The organism is Candidatus Kaelpia aquatica, from assembly GCA_030765335.1.
Taxonomy (GTDB): domain Bacteria; phylum Omnitrophota; class Gorgyraeia; order Kaelpiales; family Kaelpiaceae; genus Kaelpia; species Kaelpia aquatica.
In genome coordinates this window covers 12,935-31,541 of sequence record JAVCCU010000023.1, presented here as the reverse complement: position 1 = coordinate 31,541, position 18,607 = coordinate 12,935, and the positions used below count along the sequence as shown (strand labels likewise).

Annotated in this window: 20 protein-coding genes and 1 tRNA gene; all 21 read left to right on the top strand. The window is 38.4% G+C overall.

The window, feature by feature from the left end; translation table 11 throughout:
- Positions 1-4: 4 nt before the first annotated feature.
- On the top strand, positions 5-1,462 hold the full coding sequence (locus P9X27_04120; protein ID MDP8253569.1) for a LamG-like jellyroll fold domain-containing protein: 1,458 nt from the start codon (positions 5-7) through the stop codon (positions 1,460-1,462).
- 57 nt (positions 1,463-1,519) lie between these two features.
- The gene (gene pilM, locus P9X27_04115) at positions 1,520-3,178 is read left to right on the top strand and encodes a pilus assembly protein PilM (protein ID MDP8253568.1); all 1,659 of its coding nucleotides are present in this window, start codon (positions 1,520-1,522) and stop codon (positions 3,176-3,178) included.
- 2 nt (positions 3,179-3,180) lie between these two features.
- Complete coding sequence (locus P9X27_04110; protein ID MDP8253567.1) at positions 3,181-3,750, top strand: hypothetical protein; 570 nt, start codon at positions 3,181-3,183, stop codon at positions 3,748-3,750.
- Positions 3,751-3,833: 83 nt separating this feature from the next.
- A tRNA-Leu gene (locus tag P9X27_04105) sits at positions 3,834-3,916 on the top strand.
- Positions 3,880-4,869 (top strand): AEC family transporter, encoded by a 990-nt coding sequence (locus tag P9X27_04100; protein ID MDP8253566.1) that lies wholly within the window; start codon positions 3,880-3,882, stop codon positions 4,867-4,869. The genes P9X27_04105 and P9X27_04100 overlap by 37 nt, the downstream gene beginning before the upstream one ends.
- A gap of 1 nt (position 4,870) precedes the next feature.
- Positions 4,871-5,419, top strand: a complete 549-nt coding sequence (gene rsmD / locus P9X27_04095) for a 16S rRNA (guanine(966)-N(2))-methyltransferase RsmD (GenBank protein MDP8253565.1) — start codon at positions 4,871-4,873, stop codon at positions 5,417-5,419.
- The gene (coaD, locus tag P9X27_04090; GenBank protein MDP8253564.1) at positions 5,416-5,904 is read left to right on the top strand and encodes a pantetheine-phosphate adenylyltransferase; all 489 of its coding nucleotides are present in this window, start codon (positions 5,416-5,418) and stop codon (positions 5,902-5,904) included. The genes rsmD and coaD overlap by 4 nt, the downstream gene beginning before the upstream one ends.
- 7 nt (positions 5,905-5,911) lie before the next feature.
- Complete coding sequence (locus tag P9X27_04085) at positions 5,912-6,883, top strand: phosphate acyltransferase (GenBank protein ID MDP8253563.1); 972 nt, start codon at positions 5,912-5,914, stop codon at positions 6,881-6,883.
- On the top strand, positions 6,884-7,996 hold the full coding sequence (locus P9X27_04080) for an acetate kinase (protein ID MDP8253562.1): 1,113 nt from the start codon (positions 6,884-6,886) through the stop codon (positions 7,994-7,996). It begins immediately after the preceding gene.
- Complete coding sequence (locus tag P9X27_04075; protein ID MDP8253561.1) at positions 7,993-8,442, top strand: YceD family protein; 450 nt, start codon at positions 7,993-7,995, stop codon at positions 8,440-8,442. Before P9X27_04080 ends, P9X27_04075 begins: the two co-directional genes overlap by 4 nt.
- A gap of 21 nt (positions 8,443-8,463) precedes the next feature.
- Positions 8,464-8,646: a 50S ribosomal protein L32 gene (rpmF, locus tag P9X27_04070; GenBank protein ID MDP8253560.1), complete on the top strand. Its 183-nt coding sequence runs from the start codon at positions 8,464-8,466 to the stop codon at positions 8,644-8,646.
- Positions 8,636-9,643: a phosphate acyltransferase PlsX gene (plsX, locus tag P9X27_04065; protein ID MDP8253559.1), complete on the top strand. Its 1,008-nt coding sequence runs from the start codon at positions 8,636-8,638 to the stop codon at positions 9,641-9,643. Before rpmF ends, plsX begins: the two co-directional genes overlap by 11 nt.
- Positions 9,640-10,617 (top strand): beta-ketoacyl-ACP synthase III, encoded by a 978-nt coding sequence (locus P9X27_04060; protein ID MDP8253558.1) that lies wholly within the window; start codon positions 9,640-9,642, stop codon positions 10,615-10,617. The genes plsX and P9X27_04060 overlap by 4 nt, the downstream gene beginning before the upstream one ends.
- A 10-nt stretch (positions 10,618-10,627) precedes the next feature.
- A complete protein-coding gene (fabD, locus tag P9X27_04055) occupies positions 10,628-11,581 on the top strand; it encodes an ACP S-malonyltransferase (protein MDP8253557.1) in 954 nt (317 codons plus the stop codon).
- A gap of 4 nt (positions 11,582-11,585) precedes the next feature.
- Positions 11,586-12,329, top strand: a complete 744-nt coding sequence (fabG, locus tag P9X27_04050) for a 3-oxoacyl-[acyl-carrier-protein] reductase (protein ID MDP8253556.1) — start codon at positions 11,586-11,588, stop codon at positions 12,327-12,329.
- An 80-nt stretch (positions 12,330-12,409) separates the two neighbouring features.
- Positions 12,410-12,655 carry an acyl carrier protein gene (locus tag P9X27_04045; GenBank protein MDP8253555.1) on the top strand — a complete coding sequence of 82 codons (246 nt, stop codon included), beginning with the start codon at positions 12,410-12,412 and terminating at the stop codon, positions 12,653-12,655.
- A 61-nt stretch (positions 12,656-12,716) separates the two neighbouring features.
- Complete coding sequence (gene fabF / locus P9X27_04040) at positions 12,717-13,955, top strand: beta-ketoacyl-ACP synthase II (GenBank protein ID MDP8253554.1); 1,239 nt, start codon at positions 12,717-12,719, stop codon at positions 13,953-13,955.
- Between the two features lie 307 nt (positions 13,956-14,262).
- The gene (locus P9X27_04035; protein MDP8253553.1) at positions 14,263-14,724 is read left to right on the top strand and encodes a transposase family protein; all 462 of its coding nucleotides are present in this window, start codon (positions 14,263-14,265) and stop codon (positions 14,722-14,724) included.
- Positions 14,725-14,793: 69 nt separating this feature from the next.
- The gene (gene ugpC, locus P9X27_04030) at positions 14,794-15,897 is read left to right on the top strand and encodes a sn-glycerol-3-phosphate ABC transporter ATP-binding protein UgpC (GenBank protein ID MDP8253552.1); all 1,104 of its coding nucleotides are present in this window, start codon (positions 14,794-14,796) and stop codon (positions 15,895-15,897) included.
- Positions 15,898-15,906: 9 nt separating this feature from the next.
- Positions 15,907-17,322 (top strand): sensor domain-containing diguanylate cyclase, encoded by a 1,416-nt coding sequence (locus tag P9X27_04025; protein MDP8253551.1) that lies wholly within the window; start codon positions 15,907-15,909, stop codon positions 17,320-17,322.
- The gene (locus P9X27_04020) at positions 17,315-18,607 is read left to right on the top strand and encodes a GGDEF domain-containing protein (GenBank protein MDP8253550.1); all 1,293 of its coding nucleotides are present in this window, start codon (positions 17,315-17,317) and stop codon (positions 18,605-18,607) included. The genes P9X27_04025 and P9X27_04020 overlap by 8 nt, the downstream gene beginning before the upstream one ends.

Below are 18,607 nucleotides of genomic sequence, written 5' to 3'. Positions count from 1 at the left end.
TATAATGTATAGATTTAATCAGTTATTAGTATTTAAGCATTCTGGGTCTTCCGGCATCACCCTTATGGAGCTTATTGTTGCAATTATTATCTCATCACTTATCGCTGGTACTTTTGCCACTGTATTCTATAATATTACAACTTCTGAATTAAAAGATGCAACTAGAGACGAGCTGGATATTATAGCTGAATCTTTGCTCGATTTTTATAAAGATCTAGACCAGTTTCCTGGAGATTCCGGAGCTGTTAGTACTGACTTTCTTGATTTAGAGAGAACCCCTACGCCTAACAGTAGAATGGATGCTGCAGATACAGATTTACAGGCCTATAGGGTTGGTCTTTGGGATGGCCCTTATATTCAGGATAAGTTTGATGATGATAGCTATCAAAAAGATGCTTGGCAGAATGATTATATCTATGATTATACTTACGGAGATGATTTTTGTGTTGTTACAAGCTATGGTCAAAATGGAGCAAGCGGAGGAGGAGACGATATAGTTGTTAGGTCTAATGCTATAACAATAAAAGAGGATAAGATAAGAAGAGTACAGGATGAGCTCGATGTTATCCAGATTGCATTAGCTGATTATGTAAGAGCAACAGGATCTGCTCCAAGTGATATCTCAGACCTGTTTGAATGGGAGGTTTTGAATCTGCATATGGATGAGTCTGCCTGGGCAGGGGCAGCAGGTGAAGTTGTTGATAATAGTGGTATGGGTAACAGCGGTACTGCTAATGGAAATGCAGCTATATCCGCCAGCGGTAAGGTGGGAAGCTGTGGAAATTTTGACGGTAGCGGTGATCATGTCAACTTATCCTATTCTAATGTTATTTTAACAACGCAGGATTTTACTGTCACTGCTTGGTTTAAGACCAACTTAAACCATCCTGCTTATGGAAATGAGGGAAGAATTGTCAATTTACATAGAGCCTTACCGAGTACCGCGCTGGCTCTTTATGTAGAACAGGATCAAATAGCTCTATTATATCATACTGGTAGTGCGCATGTTTTTAGGAAAAGTACTCAGAATTATTATGATAATCAATGGCATTTTCTTGCTGTAACACATGATGAATCAGGCACAGAATACAATATGTATTATGATGGTGTAGAGCTGGGCCCTTATTCTGATTCTTTTGTCTCTCCTTTGAGTAGTTACGATGCTCAAATCGGTAGCTATGATGTTTCGACTCGATTTTTTAATGGGTCTATCGATGAAGTCCGTATTTACAATGTTGCTCTCTCGGTAGAGGAAATTTATCAACACTATCTTAACCCAGGATACCCAAGAGATTATTTTGACTTACATGATTATGCTTTTAAATATGATGCCTGGGGTAATGAGTATGTTCTAGATTCGATGGCAGTAGGCGGTAATACAGTATATTACCTCTACTCTTACGGGCCAGATAGAGCTGATGATTCTGGGGCAGATGACGATATAAATCCTAGAGGCCTATAGTTTTTATAGATATATATCTTTTAAGTAGAGATAAATTTTGATAGAATTAAATGAAATATGAAAAATAAAAAATATCTTAGTCTTGAATTAAGTAAAAAGAATCTTAAAATAGTTGAGATCGAAGGTTCTTCTAATGGCGATTTTAAGATAGTCTATTACAAAAATATAGCTATACCGATGCTTACTCTTCCTGGAGGGGAGAAGACAAAAGATATAGTTATTGATTGGGATATACTTCTCACTCAGTTTAAGGCTGAGATTAAAGATAGAAACTACAGCAACAGTTCGATATCTTTAACAGTACCTTCAAAAGATGCTTCTGATGCAGTTCTTACTATTCCGATTATCAAAGGTAAGGATATAGTACAGTTCCTAGAGCGTGAGATTAAGAAGACAACAGTAATTCAAGAAGATAGAAATAATAAGATCGAATATCTAAAGCTTGGAGAGAGAACTGTTAAGTCCGGTAGGGTTCAGGATATTTTTACAGTCTTAGCGGATACAGATAAACTGAATAGTTATTTGAATAATTTTGCATCTTTAGGCGTAAAGCCGCATATGTTTACAATCAAGCCCTATACGCTTTACAGCTTGCTGCAGAGCCTCTATCCGGAACTCAATAATATTGTTCTCGTTGATGTGGGCAACGAGTTGACGTCTATGGTTATAATTAGGGATGGTCAATTGAAGTTTGCAAGGAGCATGTATGTAACTATAGGGAATATTGCTGAGGTGGTATCTCAGGATAATAATGTTCCAGAGAAAGAAATAAAAGATTTTATTGATCAATATGGATTTAAATTTGAATCCTATCCTGAGACAGAAGAGGGTAAGAGATACAAGAGATCTATTTCAAGATTCTCAGATAAGTTCAGAGCTGAATTGCAGAGGTCGATATTATTCTATCAGGAGAAGTTCGGCTCCGGAGATAAGATATCTAAAATAGTTCTTACTGGAGGCGGGTTGGAAGTTGCCGATATAACTGAGATCTTAAAAGAGAGATTAAAGTTAGAAGTAGAGACTCTGCCTATTGCAAAGCGGCTTATTGCCGATGATGATTTTAAGAGCCACTACTCTCTTTATGCTTCATGTGTCGGCGGGGCTTTAATCTCAGACTTAAAAAGCAAGTTTAATCTTGCGCCTAAGGTAGAGAAAGCTAGGACTAGTAAAAGAATATATCTTGAGATAGTGATGGTATTTCTATTTGTCTATGCCACTATATACTATCTTTACCTTGGTCATAAGAATAGATTCTCTGCGCAGAAGAAGCAGTTTAATCAAGTTCAGTTTGAGATAGATAGTTATCCGGAGAACTTAGAGCAGGAATATGAAGATGTTTTAATAAAAAGAGAAGACTCTGCTAGGTTGAGAGATGTTTTCTCGAGATTACAGAGGCCTTATATTGGATGGGAAGGGTTTTTTACTGAGATTTCAAATCTTATAGACTCGACTATGCTAGTGGTTGATTTTTGGGTAGGATTTAATAGTGAAGGTGCTATGGTATTTCAGATTCAGGGTGAATACGAAGGCACTTATCCGGATGCCCAGTTGGTATTAAGAAAAGCAAGGCTGAGCTTTGAAGAGTCAGATTTATTTCAGAACATTAAATTTGAGATTGAGAGGTCTGGCAAGGTCAAAATAGGAGAGATTAGAAGTTATTCTTATACTATGGCTGGATATATAAATCCTGATTTTTTAACTAAGAGAGAGCTGTGACGATGTTTAATTTTAGAGTTGATAAGCAGTTTGCAATAATCGTTTTCTATATTTTATCGGGGATTCTTGTTGCCGTAGCGCTATATCTTCTTCTGATCATTAAGACCACCAATAATGTAGAGGATTATAATAACAGGATAGATATCGCCTCAGGTGAAAACAAAAGAAAGGTGATGATGCTTCAGGCGATAAGTGAATTTAATAAGGCCGATCTAGAGATAGAGGCAAAGACTTTGAAGTTCTCTGACTATATACCTCATAAGGTTGCTACAACTGAGTTTGTTAAGCTTCTGGATAGTTTCTCTTCTGAGTTCGGCTCTAAGTATGGGTTGAGAGATATGAGGATTGATATTCTACCTCTTACGGAAATAGAAAAGGGGTACTACCAGAGACAGTTTAGAGTGTATTGTCGAGGCAGGTATATGGATTTGATGAAATTTTTTGATATTCTTCAGAGAGCAAAATACCTTATAAATATTGAAGAGCTGAATGTAAGAAGAAATCCGGAGATAATACCCTACCTCGATGTGGATTTAAGGATAGCTATAATTCAAGTCTCAGAAGAAGAGTAGTACAAGCCTTCCTAAAAGCAGGATAACTATCGTTCGTTGACTCCTCTTTGGTTATAATATAGAATGGCCAGATAATATAATAGGCCGAGATGGCGGAATGGCAGACGCGCATGGTTCAGGATCATGTCCTTGAAAAGGGGTGGGGGTTCAAGTCCCCCTCTCGGCAGTGATATATATGTTATGGAGAGTTTAAATTTCAATATAGGGCTCTGGAAAGCACTCTTTGAGACAGCGCTGCTTGTATTAGCAGGCTATATTAGCCTTAAGATAGGAATATTTAAAGATAATACAGCGAAGGATTTAACGAAGTTTATAATCTATGTAACTTTACCTGCGCTTATCTTTTACTCTTTCAGTTCTCATTTAAATAGAGCTAACCTCGGAGGCTGCTCTCTGTTTTTTTTGGCCTCTTTGATTATTTTCCTAATAGGTTTTGTGGTCGGCCTTATCTCTACCAAGTCTCTTGTTAAGAGAGAAGATCTAAAAAGAGAGTTTGTACTATTAAATGCATTCCAAAACTCTGGATATCTTCCCCTGGCTCTGGTTGGAAATCTTTTCTCACCTGCTAAGTCAGAGATTGCCTACCTCTATATATTCTCTTATCTTATGGGGTTTAATCTTGTAATGTTATCCTTTGGTTTTTATTATATGCATGCCTCATCAAAGATGAAGCTAAAGAGCTTTATTACTCCAGCTTTTGTTGCATCTATTTTAGGTATAGCTTTTGCTTTAAGCGGTTTAACAGCTAAGATACCAGGTGTTGTTATTCAGCCGATATATAAATTAGGCTCTACCACTGTACCCCTAAGCATGGTTATGCTGGGAATGATATTGGCTCAATCTAGGCTCTTTAAGCTGGAGTATTTAAAAGAGCTTTCGGTCTTAATTTTCTCCAAACTTCTTTTTATACCACTAGTAGTTCTGGTATTATTAAAATTTATCAAGCTGGATAGCTTCAGCTCTTTTTTAATACTGCTTCAGGCTGCTATGCCTTCAGCTACTACCTTATCTCTGATTGCGCATTTTAAAGGTGCTCATACAGAGTTTGTCTCTCAAGGCATTATGTATACACATATTTTTTTAATCTTAACCCTGCCGTTAATTTTTTTATTGTTTTAAGATGCAGGTTATATCTGGAAGATTTAAAGGTTTAAGAGTCTATGCTCCGCTTAAGAGTAAGATTAGCCCTACGTCTTCAGTTGTAAAAAGGTCTATATTTGACTCCTTAAGAGATGATGTTAAGAATAAGGTGGTATTGGATCTCTATGCCGGCAGCGGGGCTTTAGGCATCGAAGCTCTTTCACGGGGCGGTAGAGAAGCGGTATTTGTTGAAAATAACCTGGACTCTTTAGGAGCTATACGCAAGAATATCAAGCCTCTCAATGGTGTTAAAACTGAGGTTATTGCTATGGATGCGGCTATGGCGATAAGATTCTTAAGAGGTAGAAAGTTTGATATTATCTTCATAGACCCCCCTTATCGGGAGAAGGTAATTAAATCTATATTGCTTGAGATTTCTGAATGTGATATAGTAAGGAAAAATTCGCTTGTTTTCACAGAACATCATAAGAAAGAGGTAGTCTCTAGCGATATCGGAGTCTTTAGGCTGGTAAGAGAAAAAAAATACGGTGATACCGTAGTCTCTATATTTACGAATTCTGTTTTATGAAAAAAAGAGCAATATATCCTGGTAGTTTTGATCCTGTTACACTTGGTCATCTCGATATCATAGAGAGAGGTTTGCGTCTTTTTGATGAGATAACTGTAGCTGTTGCTGATACCAATTCTAAAGATAATCTCTTTACGTTATCTGAAAGAGTCCAGATGGTTAAAGATGCTACATCTGATTTAGAAGGAGTTGTGGTTGAATCGTTTAAAGGATTAATGGTAGATTTTGCAAGAGCTAAAGGGGTTAGGATTATTTTGAGAGGTTTAAGGATGATATCTGATTTTGAATATGAGTTTCAAATGGCTTTGACCAACAGGAGGTTCGCTCCTGACATAGAGACAATATTTATGATGCCCAATGAAAAGTATTCTTATATTTCATCCAGGCTGATAAAAGAGGCAGCCTCTTTAGGAGCGGATATCTCTAGTTTTCTTCCGCAGTCTGCTACAGAGAGATTGAATGCTAAACTAAAGAGGTCTAAATAGTATAATTATGCAAGAGTTGATAAAGAAAGCCTCACTAAATCCAGGCAGGATTATATTCCCGGAAGGAGATGACCCCAGGATTAGAGATGCTGTAAGAGAGATAAAGGAGAGGAATATTGCCCGGCCTACTATCTTTCTAGAACAGGATAATTTCGACGATTTATCGGGGATTAATATTATAAATCCTAAGGATGAAGATCTAATTAAAAAATATGTAGATATTTATAGTGATTTGAGAAAAAATAAAAACATAGCTAAGGATAAAATTAAAAATCTCTTAGAGTCCAACTCGGTTTTTATTGCCGCTTTAATGGTAAGAGAGGGGTTAGCTGATGCTGTAATAGCGGGGGCAGCCTATACCACAAAAGATGTAGCAAGGGCGGTTATTCACTGCATAGGAGCTAGAGAAGGAAGTTCTGTGTCGAGTTGTTTTTTGATGGATACGGGCATTGAAGAGTTCGGCTATAAAGGTAAGTTTATATTTGCAGATTGCGGAGTTATCCTCTCACCTGACTTCCAGCAGCTTGCCGATATTGCTATTAACTCTGGAGACCTTTTTAAATCTCTCTTTCAGGAGGAGCCTTATATAGCTTTTTTAAGCTATTCTAGTCATGGTAGCGCTTCTGGTGAAAGCGTAGGTAAGATAAGAGCTGCAATTAAGTTAGTTAAAGAGAGAAGACCGGATTTAAATGTTGATGGTGAGATGCAGGGTGATGCTGCTATAGTAAAAACTGTTGCAGATATAAAATGCTCTAAGTCTACGGTAGCAGGACGCGCAAATGTCTTAATATTCCCCGATTTAAATAGCGGTAATATATGCTATAAGCTGGTTGACAGATTGACGTCTGCGAATGCTCTAGGTCCCATATTCCTAGGAACTAGATATCCCGGCAGCGATCTCTCTAGAGGCTGCGAGGTAGAAGAGATAGTGCTTGATGCAGCTGTTATTTCAATAATGGCTCAACTAAATAGACAATAAATGTGGTTTTTAACAATTAATTCAGGAAGTTCTTCTATTAAATATAGCCTCTTTAAGGTAGGTGATAGATTATCTTTGGCTGAAAAAGGTGTTATCGAAAAGATTGGCGAAGAGTTATCTTTTTTTAAGACTCAAGATAGAGAGCTGCGACTAAATATACCTGATCACCACAAAGCCATTGATTTTATTTTAGATGCAATAAAGAAAAAGACAAAAGATATCTCTTCTCTAATAGGAGTTGGCCATAGAGTGGTCCATGGAGGCGAGAAGTTTAAAGAGTCTGTTGTTATAAATAATAAAGTTTTAAACTATATTAAAAAATGCAGTCACTTGGCTCCGCTGCATAATCCTCCGGCGGTATTATCTATTGAGGCATCTATTAAATTGTTGAAGAATATTCCCCAGATTGCTGTCTTTGATACAGCCTTCCATCATACTATTCCTGAATATGCTTACAGTTATGCTATTCCTTATAAATTTTATCGTCAGTATAAGATAAGAAGATATGGTTTTCACGGTACTAGTCATAACTATATAGCTTTGGAAGCAGCTAAGGTTTTAAATAAAAAGTTAAAAGAGACTAAGATTATAAGTTGCCATCTTGGTAATGGCTGCAGTATTACAGCTATTAAAGGCGGGCGGTCAATTGATACAAGCATGGGCTTTACTCCTTTAGAGGGTCTTGTCATGGGTACAAGGTCGGGGGATATAGACCCAGCCATTATATTGTTTTTAGAGCAGAAAGGATTTAGCTGTACTGAGATAGATAAAATCTTAAATAGGGAGAGTGGGCTCCTGGGTATCTCTGGTCTAAGTAATGATATGAGGGTTATTGAGCAAGCAATGCTTAATAAAAATAAGCGGGCACGCCTTGCTTACGACATCTTTCTCTATAGGCTTATAAAATATATATCCTCCTATGTCGGTATCTTAGAAGGTGTTGATGCAGTTGTGCTCACAGGCGGTATAGGAGAGAACCAGTTAAGGCTGAGAAGAGATATAAAGAAGAGACTTAAATTTATCCTAGGTAAATTTAATGCAAAGGTCCTTGTTGTATCCACAGATGAAGAGCTTATGATTGCCAGAGAAGGGCTGAGGTTGCTGAAAAGATGATAGATGCTTTAGTGATAAACATTAAGAGTGTTCCTCCTGAGGGACTAAAGAGAACCTTAGAGCTTGAACCTAAGGTTTTGTTGATGGATTTAGAGGTAGATGGTTCGGAGGAAGCTGCAGTTGCTTTTGAAGGTCTTTTGAGATTGGATATGAGCATTGAAATAGCAACTGGTGAGCTTATAATTGAATCTAGGATAGAGCATATTCTGAAGCTTTTTTGCAGCAGGTGTTTAGATGAGTTTAAACTTCCCTTTGATAAAAATTGTATTTTGAACTATAATATTCAGAATTCTGACTCTATTGATATCAGTGATAGCATCAGGGAAGAGGTAATACTGAGCTATCCTCAGAAGCCGCTTTGTAGGGAGGGCTGTGCTGGAATATGCTTAACTTGCAGGGTGAATTTAAACAGGGAAGAGTGTAAGTGCAGAATAGCAGAAAATTGATAATTTTTAAGGAGGTTTTAGATGGCTAATCCAAAAAGGAGACATTCCAATGCGCGGTCTCAAAAAAGGCGTACGCACTGGAAGGTAGCAGAGCCTTCAGTGTCGCTCTGCCCAGAGTGCAAGCAGCCTAAAACGATGCATAGAATCTGTCCACATTGCGGTTCCTATAAAGGCAGGAAAGTAGTAGTAAAAGATGAAAGCTAAGATTGCAATAGATGCAATGGGAGGGGATTTTGCCCCTGCGGCCTGTGTCCAGGGTGCTCAGCTGGCCTTGGAAGAGACTCCTAATATCGAAATCTATCTTGTTGGCCGGTCTTCTGAGATTTCCTCTCTTATTAAAGGAAGAGGGGATGGTATTTATATTGTTGATGCTAAAGAAGTTATCACTATGGATGAAGCTCCTGCGCTTAGTGTGAGGAGGAAGAAAGATTCTTCTATAAATAGAGCCATGGGGATGCTTAAAAACAGAGAAGCCGACGTCTTTATAGGTGCAGGTAATACAGGAGCTGTTGTCTGTGCTGCAACTATGATCCTACGTACTTTACCAGGGGTTGAGAGACCAGGTATTGCAATAATATTTCCAACTGTCAAAGGGTTCTCATTGATGATAGATGTAGGAGCCAATATTGACCCCAAGCCGCTTCATCTTTTCCAGTATGGGCTTATGGGGGCAGCTTATGCTGAGCTGATATTAGATAAAAAGAATCCCAGTCTTGGATTGCTTAATATAGGAGAAGAGGAGTCAAAGGGAACTGAGTTTATGAAGATAGTAAACACTCTTCTTAAGGAAGGAGCTGCTAATTACATAGGCAATATAGAAGGCAGAGATATATTTTTCGGTAAATGTGATGTTGTTGTAGCAGATGGGTTTGTGGGCAATGTTGCCTTAAAAGTATCTGAGTCGGTTGCTATGGCTACTGCAGCATTGCTTAAAAAGCATATAAAGCAAAGTATTTTGTCTAGGTTGGGAGCATTACTGATGCTGCCTGCCTTAAAGAAGATGAAGCGGGATATGGACTATACAGAGTATGGCGGTGCTCCGCTTTTAGGTGTAGATGGCAATGTTATTATATGTCATGGCTCTTCTTCCAGTAAGGCTATTAAGAACTCTATCAAAGTTGCCAAAGAGATGGTTGATATAGACTTAAGAGAGAAGATCAGAGACAGAATAGCTTCGGTGCAAATAGGGGAGATAAGATGAATGTAGGTATTGTCGGCTGGGGTTTCTATGTCCCAGATAGAGTACTTAGCAATGCTGATTTAGAGAAGATGGTTGATACAACAGATGAGTGGATAACAACAAGGACTGGTATTAAGACAAGAAGGATTGCAGGAGATGATATGGCGGTTAGCGATATGGGTGCTGAAGCCGGGAGCAAGGCCTTGGAGAAAGCAGGGCTCTCTCCAGGAGATATTGATCTTATCGTAGTTGCCACTATAACTTCGGATATGTCTTTTCCTTCCAGCGCCTGCTTTGTGCAGAAAAAATTAAAGGCAGAGAATGCAGTCTGTTTTGATATCAGTGCGGCTTGCTCTGGGTTTATATATGCAATGGATGTTGCAAGAGGTTTGATGTCTAGCTCAGGCTATAAAAATGCTTTGGTTATTGGATCTGAGAAGTTATCAATGATAGCTGACTGGGAGGATAGAAATACCTGCGTTTTATTCGGAGATGGAGCTGGAGCTGTTGTATTGTCAGAAGTAGAGAGCGGCGGTTTTTTAAGCAGTTACTTAGGTGCAGACGGCAGTAAAGATGAGCTGCTCTATCTTCCTGGAGGCGGATCTAGAAATCCTGCAACTCATAAGACTGTGGATGAGAAACTACACTGTCTTAAGATGAAGGGAAATGAGCTTTTTAAAATTGCAGTTAAGATTATGGCTAGCTCTGCAGAGATAGTGCTTGAAAAGGCTGGTCTAGATAAAACAGACGTCAAACGGCTTATTCCTCATCAGGCTAACTCTAGAATAATATGGGCTACGGCCAAGATGCTTGGATTAAAAAAAGAACAGGTATTTGTCAATATAGGTAGATATGGTAATATGTCCAGTGCTTCAGGTGCTGTTGCTCTTTGTGAGGTTTTGGATTTAAAAGATATAAATAAAGATGATATATTGCTCTTGGTTGCGTTTGGTGGTGGCCTTACTTGGGGTGCGACTGTAATCAAGGTTAGCTAGGGGTTAGATTATGAATTTAGGTTATATATTCCCGGGCCAGGGTTCTCAATATATAGGCATGGGACATGACCTCTATGAGCATTTTGATTTAGCTAAAGAGATGTTCCATAAGGCCAACGATATACTGAGTTTTGATATTATGAGACTCTGTTTCTTTGGTCCTACAGATGAGCTTAGGAAGACTAAAAATTGTCAGCCAGCCGTATTTCTTGTATCTATTGTAGCCTTAAGGTGCCTAGAAGAATATTTCTCTGCTAAAGAGGCTAGAGGTTTGATAAAACCTACTATTACTGGCGGCCTGAGTCTTGGAGAGTATGCATCTCTGGTGGCTGCTTCTTCAATATCATTTGAAGATGGCTTACTTCTTACCAAGAGAAGAGGGGAGTTTATGGAAGAGGCTTCTAGTCAGAATGAGGGGCAGATGAGCGCTATTATTGGTCTAGACTTAGATAGCCTAGAAGATATAGCAAAGAATACTGGAGCTGAGATTGCTAATATCAACTCTCCCAACCAAATAGTTATAGCGGGAAGTCCCGAGGCTATTAAAAGAGCTGAAACCATGGCTTTAGATAGAGGCGCTAGGCGCGTTATGAGGCTGGATGTCTCTGGAGCTTTTCATAGTTCTTTGATGGAGCCTGCAGCGCGGAAGCTTATGCTCTATTTAAAAGATCTGGCTGTCTCAAAGCCCGAGATTACAGTCTTAAGCAATGTAAATGCATATTACTCTTTCTTCCCTCAGGAGATAAAAGCCAACCTCGTAAACCAGGTCAATCGCACTACGCTATGGTTGGATTGTGTTAGAGCTATGATAAATTCCGGTCTGACAAGTTTTCTAGAGATTGGCTGCGGTAAGACATTAAAAGGTTTACTGCGCAAGATAGATCCCAATCTGGTGGTCTATAATATAGAAAACTATAATGATATTGAAAATCTTTATCAGGAGTTAATCCTAGAGGAGGCATAAAACTATGGGTATGCTGGATGAAAAAGTTGCTTTAATAACAGGGGCCGGCAGAGGTATAGGCAGAAAGATAGCTTTAATATTTGCAGATCAGGGGGCAGATATAATTTGTCTAGATTTAGATAGAGAAGGGCTTTTAAATACGGTTTCTGAGATTGAATCTAAAGGCAGAAAGGCGCTGGGTCTAATCTCTGATATTTCTAATCTTAAAGAGGTTGAGGATGCTTTAGTCAAGTCATTGGAGAAATTTGATAAAATAGATATTCTTATAAATAATGCTGGTATCACAAGGGACAACCTTCTTCTTAGAATGAGTGAAGAGGATTGGGATCTTGTCTTAAAGGTCAATTTAAAAGGAGCCTTTAACTGCAGCAAGGTTGTATCTAAACATATGATAAAGAATAGAGGCGGCAGGATAATAAATATAGCCTCTATCATAGGTATAATCGGCAATGCGGGGCAAGCCAACTACGCAGCTTCTAAAGGCGGCCTTATTGCTCTTACCAAGTCTCTAGCTAAAGAGTTTGCTCCAAGGAATATCAATGTTAATGCAATAGCGCCTGGCTTTATAAGGACTAAGATGACCGATGCTTTAGGAGATGGAGTAAAGGCCAAGATGCTGGACAGTATTGCTCTTAAGAGATTCGGGGAGCCGAATGATGTTGCCAATGCAGCACTCTTTTTGGCTTCAAATCTCTCCGATTATATTACATCTCAAGTTATAGTTGTAGACGGGGGTATGATCTCCTAATTTTATAAAATATTGACTAAATTGATTGAATATGATATATAAATTTAACCTTATTATTAATAATTGAAAGGAGGAGTCAGATGGGAGTAGCAGAAAAAGTGAAGAAGATTATTTCAGAACAGTTAAATGTTAAAGAGGATGAGATTACAGATAACGCCTCTTTTGTAGATGATTTAGGTGCTGATTCTCTTGATACGGTTGAGCTTGTAATGGCTTTTGAGGAAGAGTTTGGTATTGAAATACCGGATGAAGATGCTGAGAAGATCCGCATGGTATCAGATGCTGTTAAGTACATAGGAGAGAAAGCAGGAAGTACAGAGGAGTAATTTAGCCAGTTTTTGAAGCGATGATTATGCCGAGCAATGCTCGGCATAGCATTATAATAATATGAAAAGACGAGTCGTAGTTACAGGTTTAGGTGTTATCTCGCCTCTTGGCAATGAGGTGGAAGAGTTTTGGTCAGCTATAACTAGCGGTAAGAATGGGATCTCTTCCATAACTCAAATTGATGCAACTGCTTTTACATCACGTATTGCAGGAGAGGTAAAGGATTTTGATCCTAGTGAATATATCTCAGGTAAAGACCTGAGAAGGATGGAGCGTTTTACCCAGTTTGCGGTCTGTGCAGCTCAAAAGGCTTGGAAAGATTCAGGCCTTAATATTGAGGAGATAGATGAACATAAGGCTGGTGTTGTTATAGGATCTGGTATCGGGGCTCTCAAATTGGTAGAGGATCAGGTCACAGTATATCAGGAAAAAGGTGTTCGTAGAATAACACCCTTCCTTATTCCTCTAATGATAGTGAATATTGCTCCCGGTCAGGTTGCAATTGCTTTAGGGCTAAAAGGACCTAACCACTGCGTTGTGACGGCTTGCGCTTCTGGGAGTCATTCTCTTGGAGGTGCTCTGAGGATGATTCAGTATGGAGATGCCGATATTATGGTCTCAGGCGGTACAGAGTCTTGTATTACAAATCTTGCCTTAGGAGGTTTCTGCTCTCTTAAAGCGCTATCAACTAGAAACGATGATCCTGCCCATGCATCCAGACCTTTTGATAATGAGAGGGATGGCTTTATTATGGGAGAAGGAGCAGGGATGTTGGTTTTAGAAGAGTATCAGCATGCAAAGAATCGCGGTGCTAATATCTATGCCGAATTTGTCGGCTATGGAGCAAGTTGTGATGCATATCACCAGACAGCTCCGGATCCTGAAGGGGATGGTGCATACTATTCTATGAAGAAAGCCCTTGATGATGCTGGGGTTAATATCGAGGATCTGAATTATATCAATGCCCATGGTACATCTACTAAACTTAACGATAAGATGGAAACTAAGGCTATAAAAAGATTGCTTGGTAAAGATGCAGGCAGTGTGCCTGTAAGTTCAATTAAATCTATGATCGGCCATCTGCTTGGTGCTGCAGGAGGAGTTGAAGCAGTTGCAGTTGTGCTAGCCTTAAGAGACGGTATTATACCTCCAACTACCAACTATGAATACCCTGATTCGGAATGTGATTTAGATTATGTTCCCAACGAAGCCCGTAAATCCGAATTAAATTTAGTTTTATCTAATTCTCTGGGTTTTGGCGGTCATAATGCCTCCTTGTTATTCAAGAGATTCAGCTGATCCTTTATCTACCCCCAAAATTTAAATAATTCTTGATTCTTTTTCAGCTCTAATATATATTTTAAAACACGGCGGTTTTGGAGGTATACAGTAGAGGGGTCTGCGGGCTTTTTCTTTTCTAATGCAGCCATTAAAACAATTATATTAATCGTATTAATGGCTGCAGAGAAAGAGATCTATAGCTGCGATAAGAGCCAAAAAGAGTAAAATTCGGCAGTATTAACCTTATTTTTAATAAAAACTTATTAAGAAATTTGACAAAGTAGTTATTATGTGGTTTATATTATACTAGAGGAGAGGGCATAGTATGAAAAGAGAGAAAAACATAAAAGGTAAGGTCGTCCTTAATCTAAAAGATATCAAGAGAAGAGAGGTAAAGCTTTTAACTTCAGGTATTAAAGTTATAGTCGAAAAAAATAAAGAATATGCAGTCTGTCCTAACTGCGGTGCTCTCTCAAATAAAGTCTATGAATACAGAAAGCAGCTGATCCTAGATAAGCCTAATCAAGATAAAAAGGTTGAGATTGAGTTAAATAAGCGTAGGTTTACTTGCGCTAATAATGAGTGTTCGCTTAAAACATTTACTGAAAATATAGAGGGTCTTTCATCTACAAGAAGGTATACGGTGGCATTTGAGAATTTTTTGAAGGATTTAGTATCCAGAGAAGGTTATCTTAAAGCGCAAAAGGTATTACAGGATAAGTATTCACTCAGTCTGAGTCTAACCACTCTATTTTACCTCAATTATTCCGGCAGCAAGGAAAATTAAAAGCTGTTTTGGGTCTATAATGTAGTTTCCTCTTGACTATTGAGTTGATATAAAGTATATATTTTGGATATGCCACAGGTTAGTCTCAATAAAGTTAGTAAGGTCTATTCAGGTGATATTAAAGCCGTAAACGATTTTTCTCTCAACATTGAGAGCGGAGAGTTTACGGTTCTTCTTGGTCCTTCCGGCTGTGGTAAATCCACCACTCTTAGAATGATTGCCGGCTTAGAAGAGATTACAGAAGGCGAGATCTCTATCGGCGATAAGATAGTCAATGATATTTCGGCTAAGGATAGAGATATAGCTATGGTTTTTCAGAATTATGCTCTCTATCCTCATATGACAGTATATGAGAATATGTCTTTCGGCCTAAGGTTAAGGAATTATCTTAAAGATGAGATAGATAGAAGGGTAAATGAGGCAGCTGATATCTTAAGCATAAAACACTTGCTGAAGAGAAAACCTAGGGAGCTCTCCGGCGGAGAGAAGCAGAGAGTTGCTGTTGGAAGAGCTATCGTAAGAAAGCCTCTGGTATTCCTATTTGATGAGCCTTTGAGTAATCTTGATGCTAAATTGCGCGGCCAGATGAGAACGGAGCTGAACAAGCTGCACAAGAAGCTGCAGTCTACGATGATATATGTTACCCATGATCAAGTGGAGGCTATGACGCTGGGAGAGAAGATCGTTGTAATGAAAGATGGTTATATCCAGCAGATTGCAGATCCGCATGTTCTATACAATAAGCCGGACAATAAATTCGTTGCGGGCTTTATAGGTACTCCGCCGATGAACTTTGTTGAGGGTAAAATAGTTAGGATTGATAGCCGGACCTATTTTGATTCCGGCAGTTTTAAGGTTAGAATAGTGGATGATATGGTGTTCTATATTAAGGATTATTTGGACAAGGAGTTAATATTCGGTATCCGTCCGGAAGATATATACGATAGGCTTTTTGTATCTGAAGCACCGCCTGAGAATGTTGTGCATGTCAACGTGGAGGTTGTTGAGCCTATGGGCTCTGAAGTCTACCTATATCTTAACATAGGAGAGGCTTCTTTTATTGCTAAAGTTGGAGGCCAGGAGCAGGCTCAGGCTGGCCAAGACCTTGAAGTAGTCTTTGACATGAGCAATATACATTTTTTTGACAAAGATACCGAGAAGACCATCATTTAAATTTTTTTAATGAATAACGGTATCAGCATAAAAAAGAATTTACTTCTTTTATTTATTTTTATCTCTCAGATAGCCGGCTTCTCGTTCTTTTTAATATTTTTTCAGAATTTTAAGTTTCATTTTCCATTCCTTCTGCTTATTGTCTTTTCAGCTTCATTTTTTATCTTCTTCAAGCTGGAAATAGGGCTTATCTTCTATCTCTTAGAGATGCTATTTCTTACGGTGTTTCTCTTTGCAATCAAGTACCCTTCGCCTTATATCCAGTATTTTTTATTCTTCTTTTTATTCTTTGTTTTTAGGTTTAGCTATTTGAAAATAAAGGTCCGGAAGAAGTTGAATTCTATTAGTCTTAGCCTGGAAGAGGTTGAGGAAAAGGTAAATGTAAACAATGCTCAATATCTAGATCTTGTAAAGATAAATGAAGCATTGGAGAAGAAGATATTTAGATTCACTCACTTAAGAACATTCTCTGAAGATATAATTGCAAATTTAGACCTTCAAGAACTGTTGAGCGTTATCTCTACTAAGGCCTTAGAGGTGATCTCTAAGGGTGAGGTATCTATGATATATCTTTTTGATAGTAATAAGGATGTCTTCAATCTTGCAAGTTCTTGCATTCTCTCTCCCAAGATTAAGATAAAAGCAAAGACTGGAGATCCTTGCGAGCATTGGGTATTTAGGCAGCGTACACCGCTGCTTATAAACGATATTTTAAGGGATTTTAGGTTTGATTCTGAAGAGGTTTTTTCCTACGGTAGAGAGTTTAGGTCTCTTCTCTCTTCTCCTATTATATCCAGAGATAAGCTCTTAGGTATTTTAAGAATAGACTCCAATGCTGTTGATGAGTTTACAGTAGATGACTTGCGTCTCTTAGATATTATATCTGCTTTATCAGCTATAGCTATAGATAATGCCTATCTTTTTCAGAAGATGGAAGAGCTTGCGATCCAGGATAGCCTGACCAGTTTCTATCTTAGAAGGGAATTTTTAAGGCTGCTTGATAATAGATTAAAAAGAGAGTCGCCGGAATATTTTGCCTTATTGATGATAGATATTGATGATTTTAAAAATTGCAATGATAGTTATGGACATATAGCCGGAGACCTTGTCCTTAAAAACATCTCTTGGATGATTAAGTCCGGGTTGAAAAAAAATGAGTTTGCCTGCCGTTACGGAGGAGAAGAGTTTCTGGTACTCTTGAATTCAGATGATAGAGATAGTCTGGTTCAAAGAGCGGAGAGCATGCGGAAAAATATCGAGAAGAGCGATATAAAGATAAGGCGGCAGATTGTAAACATAACAGTCACAATAGGGCTGGCTATATATCCTGAAGACAAGAGAGAGGCTCAGTCTTTAATAGAACTCTCTGATGCCAGGCTCTATGAAGGTAAAAGAAGCGGTAAGAACATAGTAATCTATGAATGAGTTTCTCTTTCTACTAATTTTGGGTGTCCTCTTTACAGTCAAAAGAGGTGTTAGATTTAAGATCATATTTGCGGTTATCTCTTTTTTCTTAATCTTATACCTTAGGAAGCTAGAAATAGCGACTTACTTCTCTTGGCTGGCCCTCTATCTCTCACTCTCTTTAATTGATTTTATTAACAGGGGTATAGTTAAAGAAGAGTTTCAGAGTCTAAGCTCTGAGCATAAAAGCATGGAGTTGCAATTTGCTAAGAGCGAAGATAAGTTGTCAGAGATGGATGAGGTTAACAAGCAACTGCAGCTTGATGTTGCAAAGATAACAGGTTTTTTTGAAATAAGTAAAGAGCTTACAAGGGTTATGTATCTTCAGCAGCTGCCGCCGGTTATTGCCAACATTGTTAAGGGAAGCTTTAATTTTAATTTTCTCGCTCTCTTGGTATTTGAGGGAGAGAAGAGCTACAGTGTTTTCATACATCCTAAACGTAATAGTTATGAGTTAAAAGAGAATATAAATTATAGAGACATATTGGATTTTGAGAAGATATTGATCGAGGAAGAGCCTGGGTTCTACGATGGCGAGGAATTAAATCCCTTATTTGCAAAATTAGGACAGAGCAATTTGAGTAATAAGATGTATCTTATTCCTATTATCTTAGAGGGCAAAGTTAAAGGTATCCTAGCATTTGAAGATTTAGCAGAGGAGAAGATTGATCTTGCTCATACGCTCTCTGGGTTTCTCTCTCTCACTTTAAGAAAGCTCAAGCTTTATAGTGAAGTTCAAGAGCTTGCTATTACAGATGAATTGACTCAGGTTTTTGTGAGAAGACATTTCCAGGATGTTTGTTGGGAAGAGTTAGATAGAATCAAAGAAAAAAAAGGGGATGCCTGCTTCTTAATGCTTGATCTGGATAGATTTAAAAATTGCAATGATACCTTTGGCCATCTTGTTGGAGATGTAGTGTTAAGAGAGACTGCAAAGATAGTTCAGCAGAATGTGCGTGAGATAGATATTGTAGGCAGATATGGAGGCGAGGAGTTCTGCATCTTTCTGCCGGATACAAGTTTGGATAATGGTATAGAGGTATCGGAGCGTATAAGAAAAGCAGTTGAAAAATATGTATTTCATGCTTATGATGAGGTTCTAAATATTACAGTATCGATAGGCCTCTCTTCTCTAATCGAAGATGCCAAGAACTATATAGAGCTGGTAGAGAAAGCCGATATGGCGCTTTACTATGCTAAGAGAAAAGGGAGAAACAGGGCGATAGCTTATAGCTCAATCAAATAA